This window comes from Vibrio renipiscarius, from assembly GCF_000827885.1.
GTDB classification, from domain to species: Bacteria; Pseudomonadota; Gammaproteobacteria; order Enterobacterales; family Vibrionaceae; genus Vibrio; species Vibrio renipiscarius.
The window spans coordinates 85862-104500 of record NZ_JTKH01000021.1; the positions used below are offsets into that span (position 1 = coordinate 85862).

Annotated in this window: 13 protein-coding genes; 11 read left to right on the top strand and 2 right to left on the bottom strand. The window is 45.6% G+C overall.

Translation table 11 applies throughout. The annotated features are described in order from the left end of the window. Positions 1–7: 7 nt before the first annotated feature. Together OJ16_RS11475 and erpA are read right to left on the bottom strand one after the other, a co-directional pair. Entirely contained in the window at positions 8–1111 is a 1104-nt protein-coding gene (locus OJ16_RS11475) for an efflux RND transporter periplasmic adaptor subunit (protein ID WP_040990779.1), read from the bottom strand. Between the two features lie 303 nt (positions 1112–1414). Next, positions 1415–1756, bottom strand: a complete 342-nt coding sequence (erpA, locus tag OJ16_RS11480; protein WP_005593244.1) for an iron-sulfur cluster insertion protein ErpA — start codon at positions 1754–1756, stop codon at positions 1415–1417. Between the two features lie 288 nt (positions 1757–2044). On the opposite strand from erpA, the gene hemL reads away from it, so the two are divergent. The 11 genes from hemL to OJ16_RS11535 all read left to right on the top strand — a co-directional run bounded on the left by hemL (position 2045) and on the right by OJ16_RS11535 (position 18629). After that, a complete protein-coding gene (gene hemL, locus OJ16_RS11485; protein WP_040990781.1) occupies positions 2045–3337 on the top strand; it encodes a glutamate-1-semialdehyde 2,1-aminomutase in 1293 nt (430 codons plus the stop codon). Positions 3338–3642: 305 nt separating this feature from the next. After that, positions 3643–4728 carry an AI-2E family transporter gene (locus tag OJ16_RS11490; protein ID WP_040990783.1) on the top strand — a complete coding sequence of 362 codons (1086 nt, stop codon included), beginning with the start codon at positions 3643–3645 and terminating at the stop codon, positions 4726–4728. 96 nt (positions 4729–4824) lie between these two features. Further along, entirely contained in the window at positions 4825–5847 is a 1023-nt protein-coding gene (gene rsmC, locus OJ16_RS11495) for a 16S rRNA (guanine(1207)-N(2))-methyltransferase RsmC (RefSeq protein ID WP_040990785.1), read from the top strand. 193 nt (positions 5848–6040) lie between these two features. Then, positions 6041–9424 (top strand): response regulator, encoded by a 3384-nt coding sequence (locus OJ16_RS11500; RefSeq protein WP_040990788.1) that lies wholly within the window; start codon positions 6041–6043, stop codon positions 9422–9424. 638 nt (positions 9425–10062) lie between these two features. Beyond that, a complete protein-coding gene (locus tag OJ16_RS11505; RefSeq protein WP_040990790.1) occupies positions 10063–11745 on the top strand; it encodes an ABC transporter substrate-binding protein in 1683 nt (560 codons plus the stop codon). Between the two features lie 170 nt (positions 11746–11915). Further along, the gene (locus tag OJ16_RS11510; protein ID WP_040990793.1) at positions 11916–12902 is read left to right on the top strand and encodes an ABC transporter permease; all 987 of its coding nucleotides are present in this window, start codon (positions 11916–11918) and stop codon (positions 12900–12902) included. A 2-nt stretch (positions 12903–12904) separates the two neighbouring features. Next, on the top strand, positions 12905–13930 hold the full coding sequence (locus tag OJ16_RS11515) for an ABC transporter permease (protein ID WP_040990795.1): 1026 nt from the start codon (positions 12905–12907) through the stop codon (positions 13928–13930). A gap of 2 nt (positions 13931–13932) precedes the next feature. Beyond that, the gene (locus OJ16_RS11520) at positions 13933–14916 is read left to right on the top strand and encodes an ABC transporter ATP-binding protein (protein ID WP_040990797.1); all 984 of its coding nucleotides are present in this window, start codon (positions 13933–13935) and stop codon (positions 14914–14916) included. 38 nt (positions 14917–14954) lie between these two features. Then, positions 14955–15950 carry an ABC transporter ATP-binding protein gene (locus OJ16_RS11525; protein WP_040990799.1) on the top strand — a complete coding sequence of 332 codons (996 nt, stop codon included), beginning with the start codon at positions 14955–14957 and terminating at the stop codon, positions 15948–15950. A gap of 80 nt (positions 15951–16030) precedes the next feature. Further along, positions 16031–17749 (top strand): glycoside hydrolase family 9 protein, encoded by a 1719-nt coding sequence (locus OJ16_RS11530; protein WP_040990801.1) that lies wholly within the window; start codon positions 16031–16033, stop codon positions 17747–17749. Positions 17750–17753: 4 nt separating this feature from the next. Beyond that, positions 17754–18629 (top strand): N-acetylglucosamine kinase, encoded by an 876-nt coding sequence (locus tag OJ16_RS11535; RefSeq protein WP_040990802.1) that lies wholly within the window; start codon positions 17754–17756, stop codon positions 18627–18629. The last annotated feature ends 10 nt before the right edge of the window (positions 18630–18639 follow it).

Genomic DNA, 18639 nt, shown 5'->3' on the forward strand with positions numbered 1-18639 from the left:
CTGCCTCCTACTGTTGCGCTTGCTGAGCCGAAGCCTCAACGGCAATCACCTGGTCACCATCGCGCACAAAACCTTGTCCGGTGGTGATGATATTGACCTGCTCACCCAACCCGGTCAGCCACACGCCATCTTGTTCCGCTTTGACCAATTGGATAGGCACAAATTGTACTTTGTCCTGCTCAATCAGCGTTTTGATACCTAAATTGCCCACTTTATCCAACGCCAACATTGCTGGCGTCACCTTAACCGCCAATTGATCTTTGAGGTTTAATTCAACTTCGGTACTGACACCGGCAGGGATCCGTTGCTGTGGGTTATCAACTTCGATTTCTATCGGGAAGGTATTGGTCGAGGTAGAAGAGATTCGAGAAATATAGCGCACTCTTCCTTGTGTCTCTTGGCCGTGAATGAAACGTACCGTCGCGGTTTGATTCAGTTTTAAATCTTGAATATGGCGTTCGCTCACATCCGCCTCTATCACGATTTGACTAAGGTCAATCAAGGATGCGACCGGATCGCCGACCGCGGCGAAATCTCCCAGTTCAATATAGAGATGATCCACGATGCCCGAAAATGGGGCGGTCACCACCGTATTTCGCAACGCTAACTTGGCATTACTCACCATCGCTTTGGCTTCGATTTGCGCCGCTTGAGCATTGGCAAACGCCACTTCACCTTGTAAGCCTTTCTTTTTCAGTGACTGCGCGGCCTTATACTCTTTGACTCGCACATTGAGCATCGCTTGTGCGCGCTGCAGTTGAATGTCTAAATCACCTTTATCAATTTGGGCAATCACTTGACCACGTTTAACCACATCGCCTTTTCTTACCTGCAACGTAATGATTTTACCGGCGATTTCAGCACCGAGCTTCGCCTGACGATCTGGGGCTGTCCGCCCATACAGATCGATACTTTTGTGCACTTGCTGCGCCGTAAAAGTTTGGTAAGCCACTCTGGCCAGTGGGACAAGCGTTTCTTGTCCCGATTCCGGCGGTACTTCTTGGGCATCCGACGCCCCCATCGCAAGCCAAGTTGCCAATAACACAACCAAAGCCAATGACACGATATAAGGTCTTACTGACAGAAAACGAAAAATAGACGATTGGGCCATAACTATCCTTAGTAATACATAAGCGACCTTCCACTGCGCTTACGACATTGACCGACGGTTTGAAGTATGAAAAGAAGTGACACCATAGGTGTTGCAAGATTGTTAGAATAACAAGGCTAACTGGAATGACAAGTTTAGTTTTTGAGCAGGTAAAAATAGAACGTTCAAACATGATCGCAGTCTACATTTACTTATAAAATGATGAATTATTGACTTAATTTTGCCTAGAGAAGGCGTTGTGGAGGGGAGATGAAAAAGAAAAACCGCCTCGCGGCGGTTTCAACATACTGGCTTCATTTTCGCTTACACGCTAAACGATGCACCACAACCACATGTCGTGGTCGCATTCGGGTTATTCACGAAAAAGCGTGAACCCTCAAGACCTTCTGTATAGTCCACCATACCACCAATCAGGTATTGTAGACTCATTGGATCAACCACTAAGGTGACACCGCAGTTTTCAATCGTCGTATCGCCTTCATTGACGCTTTCGTCAAAGGTAAAGCCGTACTGGAAACCGCTGCAACCGCCACCTGTAATGTATACACGCAGCTTCAAATTTGGATTTTCTTCTTCAGCAATCAAAGCGTGCACACGCTTAGCGGCTGTATCAGAAAAGGTTAGGGGAATGTTGGCTTCGCTCACAACGACCTCTCTCACTTATGATCTGCCCTTCAAAACAACCTAATTGTTAGGTTCGTTTACAGCAGTTATCTTCTAATAATCTAGTGATTATCTAATACCTGAGTGCAGCGTTCAAGTATTCACCAATAATCGTTGAATATTTCTCTTCTTTTCGCTGTGAGCTTTGATCCGATTTACGCTGAATTGGCCTCAATTTAACCACAATGTGTGGGAAAACATTTCGTGCGTTCTTTTTGACAGGTACAATGCCAGCCTAATTGGTCCGAGCAATCAAAAGAGGATATATCAATGACCAAATCAGCAGACTTATATCAAAAAGCACAGAAGACAATCCCTGGTGGTGTGAACTCACCTGTGCGTGCATTTAACGGTGTGGGTGGCGCTCCTATCTTCGTTGAACGCGCTGATGGCCCTCTTATTTTTGACGCGGACGGCAAAGCATACATCGACTATGTCGGTTCTTGGGGTCCAATGATTCTAGGCCATAACCACGCACTGATCCGCCAAGCCGTTATCGATGCAGCTCAGCGTGGCTTAAGCTTTGGCGCGCCAACTGAACTTGAAATCAACATGGCTGAGCTAGTAACTGAACTTGTCCCTTCAATGGAACAAATTCGTATGGTGAGCTCAGGTACAGAAGCGACCATGAGTGCTATCCGCCTTGCTCGTGGCTTTACTGGTCGCGATAAAATCATGAAATTTGAAGGCTGTTACCACGGCCACGCCGACAGCCTACTGGTAAAAGCAGGTTCTGGCGCATTAACGCTGGGTCAACCAAGCTCACCTGGTGTTCCGGCTGATTTCGCGAAATACACGCTAACAGCAACCTTTAACGATCTTGATTCAGTACGTGAGCTATTTGCCGCAAACAAAGGTGAAATCGCGTGTATTATCGTTGAGCCAGTGGCAGGCAACATGAACTGTATCCCACCGGTTGCGGGATTCCACGAAGGTCTACGCGAAATCTGTGACCAAGAAGGCGCACTACTGATTTTTGATGAAGTGATGACGGGTTTCCGTGTTGCTCTGGGCGGCGCTCAAGCACACTACAACATCAAGCCTGACCTAACCACACTCGGCAAAGTCATCGGTGGTGGTATGCCAGTTGGTGCGTTTGGTGGCCGTAAAGACGTCATGCAATACATCGCGCCAACAGGCCCGGTTTACCAAGCAGGCACCTTATCAGGTAACCCTGTCGCGATGGCGGCAGGCTTTGCTTGTTTGAATGCACTACGCGCGGAAGGCAATGAAGCGCGTCTTGCTTCTGTCACGAAGCAATTAGCAGACGGTTTTAAACGTTTAGCAGACAGCCATAACATCCCATTGGTGGTAAACCAAGTTGGCGGTATGTTTGGTTTCTTCTTTACGGATCAAGAGAGCGTGACCTGTTTTGCCGATGTAAACCGATGTGATGTTGAACGCTTTAAGCGTTTCTTCCACTTAATGCTTAAGCACGGTGTTTACCTTGCTCCTTCTGCATTTGAAGCGAGCTTCACTTCGCTTGCTCACGGCAGCAAAGAAATTGACGCGACACTTGAAGCGGCAGATCGCTGTTTTGCCATCCTTGCTCAAGGCGAATAATTTTTCGTTAACCTCCGTTTGACTCAAAAAGGCGCACTGACTAATCAAGTGCGCCTTTTTCTTTCCATTTTCGGTTAGATGCTGCCTTCAACGTGCCAAGATCGTGGCTCAGCATCATTGCCAATGGAACAGAACTAAAAGCCCAAGGATCACGCACAGAATTGAAAACCAGGGTATCGAACGTCGTCGTTTTTCTGCACAACCACCTTTTTCATTATTACAACAACCCATAACTATCTCATTTATTGCTAAGTGACTATTTTCACGTCATTATAATTGAATACTTATTAACATTGGGACCGCTTGTGTCAAATAAAGTTAACATTACCTCTGGCCACTGGGTACTAGTTGCCGCGCTTCTTGCCTCCGGCTTTGCCTGTTTTTTACTGCTAGAACCGTATATCAACTCGATTGTTATGGCGTTCATCATTTCGCTATTGATGTTCCCTATCCATGGTTGGATCGAAGGTAAACTGCCGAATCACAAGAACCTTGTCTCACTACTTTCCTGTATTGTTTTAACTTTTATTATTGTTATCCCGTTATTATTTGTATTTGCGGCTATCGTGCAACAAGGCACCCTATTCTCGCAAAACGTTTACTATTGGGTAACCCATGGTGGCATCCAAGAAATATTCGCCCACCCTTTGGTCGTAAAAGGCTTAAAGTTAGTTAATACCTACTTACCTTTTGACACGATTAACCCTCAAGAAATTGCGCAAAAAGTGGCAGAGTTTGCCACCACATTTGGCAGTAACATTGTCGGTATCAGCGCGAAAATCCTTGGTGATGCGACCAACTTTTTGATGTCCTTCTTCTTGATGTTATTCGTCTTGTTCTTCCTCTTGCGCGATCATGACAAAATCATCTCAGCCATTCGCCACATCCTGCCGTTGTCGCGTAGCCAAGAAGACCGATTACTGAATGAAGTTGAGAACGTCGCGAAATCAGCGGTGATGGGCTCATTTTTAACCGCGATCGCTCAAGGCCTTGCGGGTGGCCTCGGTATGTGGATTGCAGGATTCCCTGGTCTATTCTGGGGAACGATTATGGGCTTTGCATCGTTTATTCCCGTCGTTGGTACCGCCCTTATTTGGATTCCTGCCGTGAGTTACCTATTCTTAACCGGCGATTCAACGTGGGCTATTTTCCTACTCGTTTGGTGCATTGCCATTGTGGGTTCAATTGATAACTTATTGCGACCACTTCTGATGCAAGGAAGCGCAGGCATGAATACCCTGATGATCTTCTTCTCGTTGTTGGGTGGTTTGCATCTATTTGGCCTAATGGGCCTAATTTATGGGCCAATCATCTTTGCTGTCACCATGGTTCTGTTTAATCTTTATGAAGAAGAGTTCTCAGACTTCCTTGATTCACAAGACAAAAAGTAACCATCAAATAACCACGGCCTAATTTAGAGTCGGACAGTTTCAAGTGAGGGAGGATTATGAGAGAATCCTCCCTCTTTTTTTTCTGTCGAGCGCACTATGTCTGCTTATATTGCCCCAAGCCAAATCGCTGAGCGCCAACTTGCCTACTTTGCAGGTAAACACGTATTAGTGGCTGGCGAAGCTGAAGATCTCTTTCCCGTTGAATTAGCCAAGCACTGTGAGTCAGTCACCGTATTCACGACTAACTACGGCTACTATCGTCAGTTAAAATCGCATTCCAGCATCACCGCTGTATTTGGTGCAGAATTTGACCAGCAGACTAATGCCGATATGCTGCTTCTATACTGGCCAAAAGCCAAAGCGGAAGCGGAATACCTTCTCGCCATGCTCATGGCGAAGCTCGGCGAAAACACTGAAATTGCCGTGGTGGGTGAGAATCGCTCTGGAATTAAGAGCGTAGAAAAGATGTTCCAATCTTACGGGGTCGTAAAGAAATATGACTCTGCGCGTCGCTGCTCATTTTACTGGGGGCAATGCACTCAACAAGCCGCACCTTTTCACATGGATGCTTGGTTCAAAAGTTATCATGTCGATTATCAAGGTACCGCGCTGACCATTAAGAGTTTACCTGGCGTATTCAGCCATGGTGAGTTTGATATTGGCAGCAAACTGTTGCTCGACACTTTGCCATCACTCAACGGCAAAGTGCTTGATTTCGGTTGCGGCGCAGGGGTTATCGGCAGCGTGATGGCGATACTCAACCCTGATATTGAGCTTGAAATGTGTGACATCAGCGCCCTGGCTGTTGAGTCATCCAAAGCGACCTTAGCGGCCAATGGCTTGCAAGGTAAAGTCTTTGCTTCTGATATTTATTCCGATAGTTGTGATGACTACCAATTCATCATTAGTAATCCGCCTTTCCATTCAGGCCTTGATACCAGCTACAGCGCAACGGAAACACTGCTCGCGCAAGCGCCAAAGCAATTATCCGCGTCTGGATCATTAATCATTGTGGCGAATAGTTTCTTAAAATATCCGCCAATTATTGAACTGGCATTTGGAAATTGCGAGACGCTAAATAAGACCAGTAAATTCACCATCTACGCAGCAAAAAAATAACCTTCAGCCCAGAATCTCTCAGATTCTGGGCTTTTTTACGTCAATTTAAATAAAATTGCGCCTGTTACCACGCTTTCAATGTTACTTACTTGTCAAAGTAAAAAAACTCGTTAATTTTGTCATTTCAGGAAATTCAACGTTTTTAACACCGAGATATGTTCGCTCGGTCCTCATGGAAAGTCGTCCTCTTATCATGTTCAAGCTGTATAGAAAACAAAGATTTAAACGCCTGCAAAATACATTGATGTTGGCCTTTTTAGCACTCAGTATCACGCCGTTAACGGTGATTGCCCTTTTCTTCCTTCATTCTCATAGCCAAGATTTGCAAGAGCAAAGCACCTCGCATTTGCTCTCGGTGCGTGATAGCAAGCACCAACAAATCCTCGACTATCTGGATGCTCGCGAATCTGAGGTCATGGGCTTTGTTCGTTCTGAATTAGCGTATGCCAGCGGCGGTCGATTCTACGGCTTGGTTAATGCGTTCCAAAGCCTTGGGTTGACGACCGAAGAAGCACAAGAATATGCGCAAAAACGCTACATTCAAGGCTCTGGGGATCAAGTTAAAACGTCAATATTGCCTCAATCGGATATTTTTAACGGTACCGAGCGCTATCGCTTATTGCATACCCGCTATCATCGCGCGTATCTGGAATTATTAAAGCGTTCAGATTTTGATGACATTCTGCTGGTCGATATCAACGGTAACGTCACGTACTCTATTTATAAACATGCGAACTTCGGTACTAACCTTTTGACCGGTAAGTACAAAGACGACAACCTAGGCCTTGCCTTTCAAAAGCTGCGTCAAAACGTAACGTCGGTACGCAAAACCAACGAAGATTACACGCCCGTTATTTTTTCTGATTTTGACACCTATAACGGCAAGTCCTACGCCTGGATTGGCGCGCCTATCGTCCAGCAGGGCTATCTTCACAGCTATGCCATGTTCCGATTACCCAACAACAGTTTGACCAAATTAATTGCCGACAATAATAATGTCTGGTCAATTAAAACCTTGTTGGTCGGCGAAGACTACACTCCTCGTACCCTGGCTTACGGACAAGAGGACGTAGATAACAACTTAGCGTTAGTTGAACATGCGTTTACCAACCCAGCCTCCGTGGGCACATTTGTGAACGCGCAAAATGAAGAGATCATTGCAGCCTTTAGCCACATTGAAACCAAAGGTCTTAATTGGGCACTGGTGGTTGAAGTTCTTGAAAAGGAAGCGTTTGCACGAGTCCGTCAATTAGAGAGCTTATTTATTTTCGCGATGCTTTTTGCCATCATTTTGGTGGTCATCGCGTCACACTACCTCTCAAACTTTATTACTTCGCCGCTCTTAAAACTGACTTGGTCAGCAGAAAAAGCCTCTGCAGGCGATCTTAACGCAGAAATCAACACGGAACGAAAAGATGAAATCGGCCGCCTCGCCGTCTCTTTTGAGCGTATGCAACGGTCAATTCGAGAAAAAATACACTTAATTCGTGAGCAAAATGAAGAGCTTGAAGACAATATTAAGCTCATTCAGAACAAGAACGATGAACTGCTACTGGCCAATAAACTGAAAGATGAGTTTCTCGCCACTACCTCGCATGAACTTCGAACACCATTGCACGGTATGGTTGGCATTGCCGAAGCATTAATTTCAGGAGCCAATGGCCCTATCACTGCCGATCATAAATATCAGCTTGATATCATCATTAGCAGCGGCCAACGCTTAACAACGCTGGTGGATGATTTACTCGACTACCACAAAATGCGCTACGGCAATTTGGACATCGAAACGTCAGGGGTGGATTTATCTGGGGCAACACGCTTAGTGTTAGAACTTTCCTCACATTTGTTGGGAAATAAACAGATCCGCATCATAAACCAAGTTCCGACGGAACCGGTTTGGGTCGCCGCCGATCCACAGCGCCTTGAGCAAGTACTCTACAATTTGGTGGGTAATGCCATCAAATATACCCGAGAAGGCAAGATTGTCATTTCCGCCAATGTGGTTGATGACAAAATTCGTGTACAAGTGGTGGATACAGGTCAGGGTATCCCTGCCGATCAAATCGAACATATTTTCGAACCATTAATTCAAGCGGGCGATGACGCCAGTCGATACCGCCAGGGTGCTGGGCTAGGCCTCTCCATTAGCCGTCAATTAATCGAATTAATGAATGGTTCTCTCTATGTCAGTAGTCAACCTATGGTCGGCACGACTTTCAGCTTCACATTGCCTATCGCTACCGAAGAGCAAATCGCGCAAGCCAGTCTTTGCGATAGTATTCACTTTAAAGCACCAGAAAATCACGAATTAGGTGAAGCGCAAACGAATAGCTTGCCTGAAAATCCAGAGGGGCAATTATTATTAGTGGTGGATGATGAGCCCGTCAATTTGCGTGTACTTGATAGCTTTTTAAGAATTGCGGGATATCGCGTTCGCACCGCCAAAGACGGATTTGAAGCGTTACAACAAATTGAACAAGAAACGCCGGAGTTGGTGTTACTGGATGTCATGATGCCCGGGCTAAGTGGTTATCAAGTCTGTGAAACTATTCGTGAAAATTACAGCCACTCACAACTTCCCGTGATTATGCTTACGGCGTTAAATCAGCCTGACGACCGTATTCGAGGCTTTAACTCGGGCGCGAATGACTACTTATCAAAGCCGTTCAATAAACAAGAACTTGCCGCACGTATCCTTGTGCATCTATCCGCTAGCCAAGCGGAGCAACGCAAAGCAGAAAACCAGCGTCTACAACTGGAACTCAAACAGCGCGCCGCTGTAGAAGCAAGCTTATTAGAGACACAAGGTCGCTTATTAGAGCAACTAGAATCCGCTCCGGAGGCGATTATCTGCATCCGAGATGACGGTCGAATTCGATTTGCTAATGAAGCTGCAGCACGACTATTCAAGCGCAACACAGAACAATTGAAGCGTTCAAATGCGGATGAAATATTGGGGCCGAAATTCCTTGATATCGAACAGGAGCACTATTGCGGGAAAGTGGACATCTATGTTGACGATACTCGCCAGCACTTAGACGCTGACATCCTAAGATTGCCACTCGAATCGGGCCTTAAATCGATGTATATCTTTGATAATGGTGGCGGTGCGAATGCTGTTAGGATTAATAATCTTGAAACCGCAATTGAAGCACTGTCTAGCTACGCTTTCGATGGCGACAAAGGCAAACTGCAAGAACTTAAGGAGCTGGGGGGCGAATTTACACGCCTAGCGGATAGAGTGACGGGTGAGCATAAATCCAAACAAGAGATCATGCGTGAAGTGTTAGTTGATGCGATGACTTCAGCCATCAATTACTGGGAGAATAGTTCCGGCCAAACCAAGTTTGCTTTTGCAGAGCAAAGTGGCCTATGGCGCGTCTACCTCGACCGCAGCACCTTGCAGACACGTACGTTAGATAAATATCTGCGTATCGAAACGCTGCCTAAGACGCCACGTTGGCGAACCGTTCTTAGCTCGTTGGAATACATCTTAGAAAATTGCCACGAAATGAATGCTGAACGAATTATTATTGAAGAGTTACGAGACAAACTGCAGCACTTACTGACCAGTTAATTATCGTTCCTCATTCATCTAGCCCGTCCGTTGACGGGCTTTTTTTTCGTTCAAAAAATTCATTTCATTGCCAATATCACACGTAAAAAACGCCGCTCTTATAGGCATTATCCATTTGATATTGAGCCCATAAAAGGAGGCAAAAACGCTAAAATCCATTTAAAAACAAAAAAGACAACGTAATTGCGAACCCAATCACAACAATTCGTTACTTTAAAATTAGCGTAGTGAAATAACCCCAAAACACTCGAGTGACCAAGGTCTCACGCCACAATAAACCCGAAAGAGCACAATAGCAAAAGCCGCCCAAGCAGTAGTAACCACTAACCTACAAGACTTGACTCACCATTATATGCGACAGACTTCAAAGTGCATTTTTTGACCGAAATTTACAGTCAGCGCAATTAATTGACGTTATTGACGTTGAACACTCTGGTTTTAACGTTTTTAACGGGAATGCCAATTGCTAAACCTACGGATTCAGTGTTTTCTAGGGGTGCTTAAGGTCTACAGGCCACTCATGTTTCCCAACAACCTCTGACGTTGCGAAATAGTTTCTGAGGTAGGCCTTGGCGAGTGTTCATCAATTGATAACATTCATCCATTAGTGAAATGAAAGCAAATAGTAAGGAACAGCTATGCTTGCCAACATTAAAAAAACTGCACTAGCAACAGCGATTATCGCAACAGCAACTACTGGTTTTGCATCAGTAGCAACAGCAGCAGAAAAAAGTGAACTAACGATCCACCCTAAAGAGTACACAACTTTTGTACGTAACTTTAACCCGTACCTAGGCGCAACTAACCTACACACGACTCGTGACTTCCTATACGAGCCGCTAGTAGTCTTCAACGAAATGCACGGCAACACGCCTGTATTCCGTCTAGCTGAAGGTTTTACCGTTTCTGACGACCTATTAAGTGTTGTTTTCGATATCCGTAAAGGCGTTAAATGGTCTGACGGCGAAACATTCAACGCTGATGACGTTGTTTACTCTTTTGAACTAGTAAAAGAAAAACCTGAACTAGACCAAAGTGGTATCAATGCTTGGGTAACTAGCGTAGAAAAAGTTAACGACTACCAAGTTAAATTTAACATCAAAGAAGCAAACTCAAACGCTGCTTACGAAATTGTTAAAGTACCTGTAGTTGCTGAACATATCTGGAGCAAAGTAAAAGATCCATCAACGTTCACAAACGAAAATCCAGTAGGTACTGGTCCGTTTACTGAAATTGATACCTTTACTCCACAGCTTTACACTCAGTGTCGTAACCCTCAATACTGGGATGCAGATAACCTAGAAGTTGACTGTCTACGCGTTCCTCAAATCGCGAACAACGACCAGTTCCTAGGTAAAGTTGTAAACAGCGAAATGGACTGGACTTCATCGTTCGTTCCAGATATCGACCGTACTTACGCAGCAGCAAGTCCTAACCACCAATACTGGTACCCGCCATCAGGTACACAGTCATTCGTCGTTAACTTTAAGCACCCAGATGCAGTTAAGAACGAAGCGTTAACTAACGTTGACTTCCGTCGCGCATTCTCTATGGCTATTGACCGTCAAACTATTATCGACATCGCATTCTACGGCGGCGGTACAGTGAATGACTTCGCTTCTGGTCTAGGTTACGCATTTAAGACTTGGTCTGACGAAGAAACTCACGCTAAATACAAAGGCTTCAACACGTACGACGTTGAAGGTGCTAAAGCGCTACTAGCGAAAGCTGGCTTTAAAGATGTGAACAAAGACGGTTTCGTTGACACTCCATCAGGTAAGTCTTTCGAGCTTCTAATCCAATCTCCAAACGGTTGGACTGACTTCAACAACACAGTTCAACTTGCCGTTGAGCAACTCGCTGAAGTTGGCATCAAAGCAAAAGCACGTACTCCAGATTTCTCTGTGTACAACCAAGCGATGCTAGAAGCAACGTACGACGTAGCATACACCAACTACTTCCACGGTGCGGATCCACACCTATACTGGAACAGTGCTTACAACTCAGCACTTCAGTCTGGTGACGGCATGCCACGCTTTGCTTTGCACTACTACCAAAACGACAAGCTAGATGGTCTACTTAACAGCTTCTACAAAACAGCTGATAAGACTGAACAGCTAGACATCGCACACGGTATCCAGCAAATCATCGCTTCTGACCAAGTAACGATTCCAGTAATGTCTGGTGCATACATGTACCAATACAATACAACTCGCTTCTCTGGTTGGTGGAACGAAGAAAATCCTAAGGGTCGTCCAAACATTTGGGACGGTATCCCTGAGCGTCTACTACACGTACTGGACCTAAAACCAGTTAAGTAAGTTAGACATTCAATATAGCGGCGCACATTCTGTGCGTCGCCTATCCCCCTCCTGTTAGCAATGTATGGTATGGCGCTCTGCGTCAGGGGATTTTTTACGCTCAAATTTGTAGTTTCGCTGGGCGACCTGACACCAGGAACAGGGAAAATCTGGGTGAGTAAGGGTAAGTTATGGGTTATTTTTTAAGACGTTTGTCATTTTATTTTGTCGCTCTTTTAGTCGCGGCAACATTGAACTTTATTATTCCACGAGCAATGCCTGGTGACCCCGTTACCATGATGTTTGCTAACGCTTCGGTTCAGGTAACACCTGAGCGTATTGAGGCAATGAAACAACTACTTGGCTTCGTAGATGGTCCAATTTGGATACAATACTTTGCCTACATGAAAAACATTCTTAGCTGGGAGCTGGGTACTTCGATTCAATTCTACCCTCTATCAGTAAACACTCTACTTGGCGGTGCATTTGGCTGGTCTCTATTCCTAGCAGGTACTGCAGTAGTTCTTTCATTCTCTCTTGGCTCAATCTTAGGTATCTACGCAGCTTGGAAACGCGGCAGTAAATATGACGCATTTATCACTCCAGGCATGCTTGTTATCCAAGCGGTACCTCAAGTTGTTATCGCCATGATTGCTCTATTTACCTTTGCGATTGGACTTAAATGGTTCCCAACCGGTTACGCGTACACGCCTGGTACATCTCCGGATTGGACAAGCTTTGAGTTCATCAAAGATGTCGCTTATCACGCAGTACTACCGCTGGTGTGTGCAACCATCGTTCAAATTGGTGGCTTCTTGGTCAACATGCGTAACAACATGATTAACCTGCTAGCAGAAGACTACATCACGATGGCAAAAGGCAAAGGCTTAAGCGAGAAACGCATTGTCTTTAACTACGCTGCACGTAACGCGATGCTACCAAGTGTAACGGCACTTTCAATGGCTCTTGGTATGGCAATCGGTGGTCAGTTGATTATCGAAATCATCTTTAACTACCCAGGTCTAGGTTCTGTTCTATTCAACGCAATCAAAGCACGTGATTACCAAGTACTTCAAGGTCAGCTACTTATCATGACATTGTTCATGCTGTTCTTTAACCTGCTTGCAGACATGCTTTACGTAGTTCTTGACCCTCGCCTACGTAAGGGAGGCAAATAATTATGAAAGGTATTTTTAAACTTATCACCGGTAACCCGATGGCATTGGTCGGAAGTATCATTCTCAGTGCTTTCATTTTGATGGCCATTTTTGCACCACTACTAGCAAAGCATGCGCCAGATAAACGCAGCGGTAATCCACATGAATACCCATCAGCGTTAGTAAAAGCGGCACAGACAAACCCTGATGGCTGGGTGGCAACAAACCTGGCTGATGACCGCCGTACTTTGGCAATGTCAAAGAAAGCGGATCACGTAATGGGTACATCTCGTATGGGCCGTGACGTGTGGTCTCAGTTTGTACACGGTTCACGCGTATCGCTATCTGTTGGTTTTGGCGCGGGTATCACCGTTTGTTTCCTGGCGACGGTTATCGGTATCTCGGCGGGTTACTTTGGTGGTCGTATTGATGACTTCCTAACCGCAGCAATGAACATCATGCTGGTTATCCCACAATACCCATTGCTGTTCGTACTGGCGGCATTTATCGGTGAGGCAGGGCCACTAACCATTGCGATGATAATCGGCTTTACCGCCTGGGCTTGGGGGGCACGTGTTATTCGCTCTCAAACTCTTGCCCTACGTGAAAAAGAGTTCGTTAAAGCAGCTGAAGTATTGGGTGAATCTTCATGGCGCATCATCTTTGTTGAGATTTTGCCAAACCTTATCCCTATCGTAGGCGCAAGTTTCATCGGTTCTGTAATGTACGCAATCATGATGGAAGCCACCATTTCGTTCCTAGGTCTTGGTGACCCGAACACTGTTAGCTGGGGCATCATGTTGTACAACGTACAAACGTCGTCTTCTATGCTAATCGGCGCGTGGTGGGAACTGCTTGCACCTTGTTTGGCTCTTATTTTCTTGATGACTGGCCTAGCTCTGCTTAACTTCGCCGTGGATGAAATTGCCAACCCGCAACTTCGCTCGCACAAAGGCATGAAGCGTTGGAAAAAACTTGCTGAGCAAGACCACAAAGAGCGTGAGCCTGAACTGCCACCACAAAATGCACTTTGGAGCGGAGATAAATAATTATGACAGCCCCACTAATTTCCGTCCGCAACCTTTGCGTTGACTACATCACAGCCGCGGGCGATGTCCGCGCCTGTAACAATGTAAGTTTTGACCTAGCACCAGGTGAAGTCTTTGGTCTAGCTGGTGAATCTGGTTGTGGTAAATCAACGGTTGCTTTCTCGCTAATGCGTCTACATAAGCCGCCAGCGTTTATCACCAGCGGTGAGGTGATTTTCAATGGCGAAAATATCCTCAATTACAGCGATGAACGCATGCAATCGTTCCGCTGGAGCGAGATGTCGATGGTGTTTCAAAGTGCGATGAACGCACTAAACCCAGTATTGACGATGGAAGAGCAGTTCTGTGACGTGATTATGCGCCACACCAACATGACTCGTGAGCAAGCAATCCGACGCGCAGAAGGTTTATTGGAAATCGTTGATATCCACCCTAACCGCTTAACGGATTTCCCTCACCAGTTTTCCGGTGGCATGCGTCAACGCTTGGTTATCGCGATTGCATTAGCGCTTAACCCAAAAATGATCATCATGGATGAACCGACAACAGCACTAGACGTTGTGGTTCAGCGTGAGATTCTACAAAAGATTTATGCACTAAAAGAAGAGTTCGGCTTCTCGATTCTGTTTATTACTCATGACCTTTCATTAATGGTCGAGTTCTCAGACCGTATCGGCATCATGTACTCAGGTGAATTGATCGAAGTTGCTCCATCGAAGGAAATTTTAACTAGCCCTTATCACCCGTACACCAAAGGGCTGGGAAGTTCATTCCCTCCATTAACTGGACCGAAAACCAAGCTGACGGGCATTCCTGGCAACCCATTGAACTTGCTAGAAATTCCACAAGGCTGTCGTTTCCAGGCACGTTGTGACCGTGTACATGACAAATGTACTCAAGTGGCTACGCAGTTAAGAGAGATTGAGCCTCGTCATTTTTCAAACTGCCACCTTTATGGTGAGCCAATTGCCCAGACCAAAATCTAGCAATTAATAAAGAAAACTAAGAATTTCTGGAGTCAATTATGAGCAAAGCATATGGCGAATTACTGATTGAGGGTAAAAATCTTATCAAAGATTTTCCAATCAGTAGTAACGCTCTAAAACAACCAATGATGCGTGCGATTAACGACGTATCATTCAAAATGTACAAAAGTCGTGGCCTTGCGGTTGTAGGTGAGTCTGGTTCAGGTAAATCAACCACCGCCAAAATGATCGCAAAAATGTATGCGCCAACATCAGGTACGATCGAATACAAAGGTCGTGACATTCTTGATATTTCGTCTAAAGCCGATCTTATGCACTACCGCGAAGGCGTGCAAATGGTGTGGCAAGACCCGTTTGGTTCATTGAACCCAACGCACAACATCTTCCACCACATTGCTCGCCCACTCTTGATTCATAAAAAGATCAAGCCTGGCAATCAAAAAGAACTGGAAGAGCGCGTTTACGATTTGCTAGAGCAAGTTGGCTTGATCCCACCAAAAGAAACAGCGGAAAAATACCCGCACCAACTTTCCGGTGGTCAACGTCAGCGTGTCAACCTCGCGCGTAACATCGCCGTTGGTGCTGAAGTGGTTCTTGCAGATGAACCAACGTCAATGCTCGACGTTTCAATTCGTGCTGGTGTTCTTAACCTGATGGAAGAGATGAAGTTTGAGAAAGAAATGTCTCTGCTTTACATCACCCATGACATCGCAACAGCACGTTACATCGCTGAAGATATTGCGGTTATGTATGTCGGTCACATGGTTGAATGGGGTGACACTGAAGAGATCATTCATGATCCTCAACACCCATATACGCAATTATTGGTTTCTGCCGTACCCGATCCAAGCAAGTCAATTCATACCGAATTGAAAGGCAATAAAGGGGAGATTCCTCTTTGGACTCCTCACTCAGTAGGTTGCCCTTTTGCTGGCCGTTGTACTCATGTCACTGATAAATGTCGTGAACGCCTACCAAGCGTAACGCAGTTATCTGAAAACCACTTTGTGCGCTGTTATCTCTACGAAGACTAAGCACACAAGAGCCAAGAGAACGAATCTCTTGGCTCTCATAATTTACCCATGTCATTAAAGAATTTTTTGCGGAGATATCAATGCTGCTAATTACTAACCATATTGGTTATGAATCCCTTGGGCCAAAGCAGGCTGTTTTGATGACGAAAAAGACGCGCCAGTCGACTACCACTGCCTTGCTGGTGTGCGCTGATAGTCATCAAACAGTAGCAACGTTACATGTCCAAAAAGGCAGTAAAGTCGCTCATTGGCACCAAGGGAATTTTTTTCGCATTGATTTTTCTGATTTTCAAACACCTGGTAATTACTACTTACGCTTTGACAATATTCGTTCAGAAGTGTTCGAGATTGGCCAAGGCGTATTGATGCAACACACGTTCTCTGACGTGCTGCACTATTTCAAATCTCAACGCTGTGGCGGTATTTTCGATAAGCAAGATAAGCAAGCTCGCCTACTCGGTAGCGACGAAACCATCGATGCGCATGGCGGTTGGTATGATGCGTCTGGTGACGTCAGTAAATACTTAAGTCATTTATCTTACGCTAACTACTTCAATCCTCAACAAACCCCTATGGTGGTTTGGAACATGCTTAAAGGGCTTGAGTTAGCAAGTGAGAATGAAAAATTTGCGTCATATTCTCGCGTACGCCTTATAGAAGAAGCACTATTCGGCGCTGATTTCTTGATGAGAATGCAAAGCCCACAAGGCTTCTTTTACATGACCGTTTTTGATAAATGGTCTAAAGATATCAACCAACGCGAAATCTGTGCTTATGCCACTCAACAAGGCCATAAGTCCGAAGATTATCAAGCAGGCTTTAGACAAGGTGGTGGCATTTCAATTGCTGCACTTGCTGCCGCCGCTCGCCTTAATGTGACAGGCGACTTCTCCGCTCAAGAATACTTACTCGCGGCAGAAAAAGGTTATTGGCATCTAAAAGAAATGAATAGCCAATATCTCAATGATGGTGAAGAAAACATCATTGATGAATACTGTGCATTATTAGCGACGGTTGAGCTTTACCGTACAACTCAAAATAGTGATTTCCTGGCAGAAAGCCGCATTTGGGCACAAAGACTCGCCCAGCGTCAAATGTCAGATGACAAATTCGACCACTATTGGTCAGCAAACCAAGATGGCACACGTCCATACTTTCACGCAGCGGAAGCCGGATTACCCGTCATTGCATTATGTGAATACCTCGCGTTTGAAAGTGACCCAGCCTTAAAGCAAAGCATTGAACAAGTGGTTGCACAAGCGATTGACTTTGAACTAACGATTTCTCACCAAGTGGCGAATCCATTTGGTTACCCACGCCAATATGTTAAACCGGTTAATGATGAAAAGCGTGCCGCTTTCTTTGTCGCTCACGACAATGAGACGGGTTACTGGTGGCAGGGTGAAAATGCGCGTCTAGGCTCTTTGGCGACCATGGCTTTCCTAGCGAAAAACTACGCGAAAGATGCAACACAGCAACAAAAACTGATTGAATTTGCTCAAAATACATTGAATTGGATCGTGGGACAGAACCCATACAACATGTGCATGCTCGATGGTCACGGCCACAATAACCCCGATTACTTACCACATTTAGGCTTCTTTAATGCCAAAGGTGGCGTTTGTAACGGAGTAACGGGTGGCTTTGAAGATGAAGAGGATATCGCTTTCAACCCCGCGAAGCAGAAAGATGACATGCTGCAAAACTGGCGTTGGGGTGAACAATGGATCCCTCACGGAGCGTGGTACTTACTCGCGATCATCTGTCAATTTGATCATTTTGACGGCTTAGAGGGTTAACGTCATGACGCTATACCATGTGGGTATTGATGGAGGAGGCACCTCTTGCCGTGCTCGAATTCGTGATGAACAGAAAGCGCTTATTGGCGAAGCGAAAAGTGGCAGCGCCAACATCATGCTGGGCACCGAGATTGCCATGGCTTCGATTGTCGAAGCGATCACCTTAGCAGCGAAACAAGGTGGACTCAGCGAAAAAGATTTCGCTGACATGCACGTCGGTTTAGCACTGGCGGGGGCCGAACATAAAGCCTCATGGCAACAATTTATGGCGCAATCACACCCGTTTGCTTCACTAACACTGAATACTGATGCTTACGGTGCGTGCATTGGTGCGCATAACGGTGACGATGGCGCAATCATGATTGGCGGCACGGGCTCATGTGGCATCTATCTTAAAGGTGGCGAGCAACATGTGGTGGGCGGTCGTGAGTTTCCGATATCCGATCAAGGTGGCGGCGCAGTCATGGGGCTTCGTTTAATTCAACAAGTCTTACTTGCGTACGATGGCATCGTAGAAAAGACCCCGCTTGCCAGCCATGTTTTAAGTCACTTCAACAACGATGTCGATGCGATTGTCGAATGGTCAAAGGGCGCAATACCAAAAGACTACGGTCAATTTTCTCCGGCGATTTTTGAGCATGCTTACCGTGGTGATGCTCTTGCCATTTCGATGCTAAAACTTACGGCAGCGGATATCGAGATGTACCTCATCGCATTAAATAAGAAAGGCGCAACACGTATTTGCTTGATGGGTAGTATTGCTGAACGCATTCAAAATTGGCTTTCACCGCCAGTTCAGCAATGGATTGTCGCCCCTCAATTTGATGCAATTGAAGGCGCAATGATGTTTGCAGGCAAACCAGAGCATAATCTGTATTAAGGATTTATAT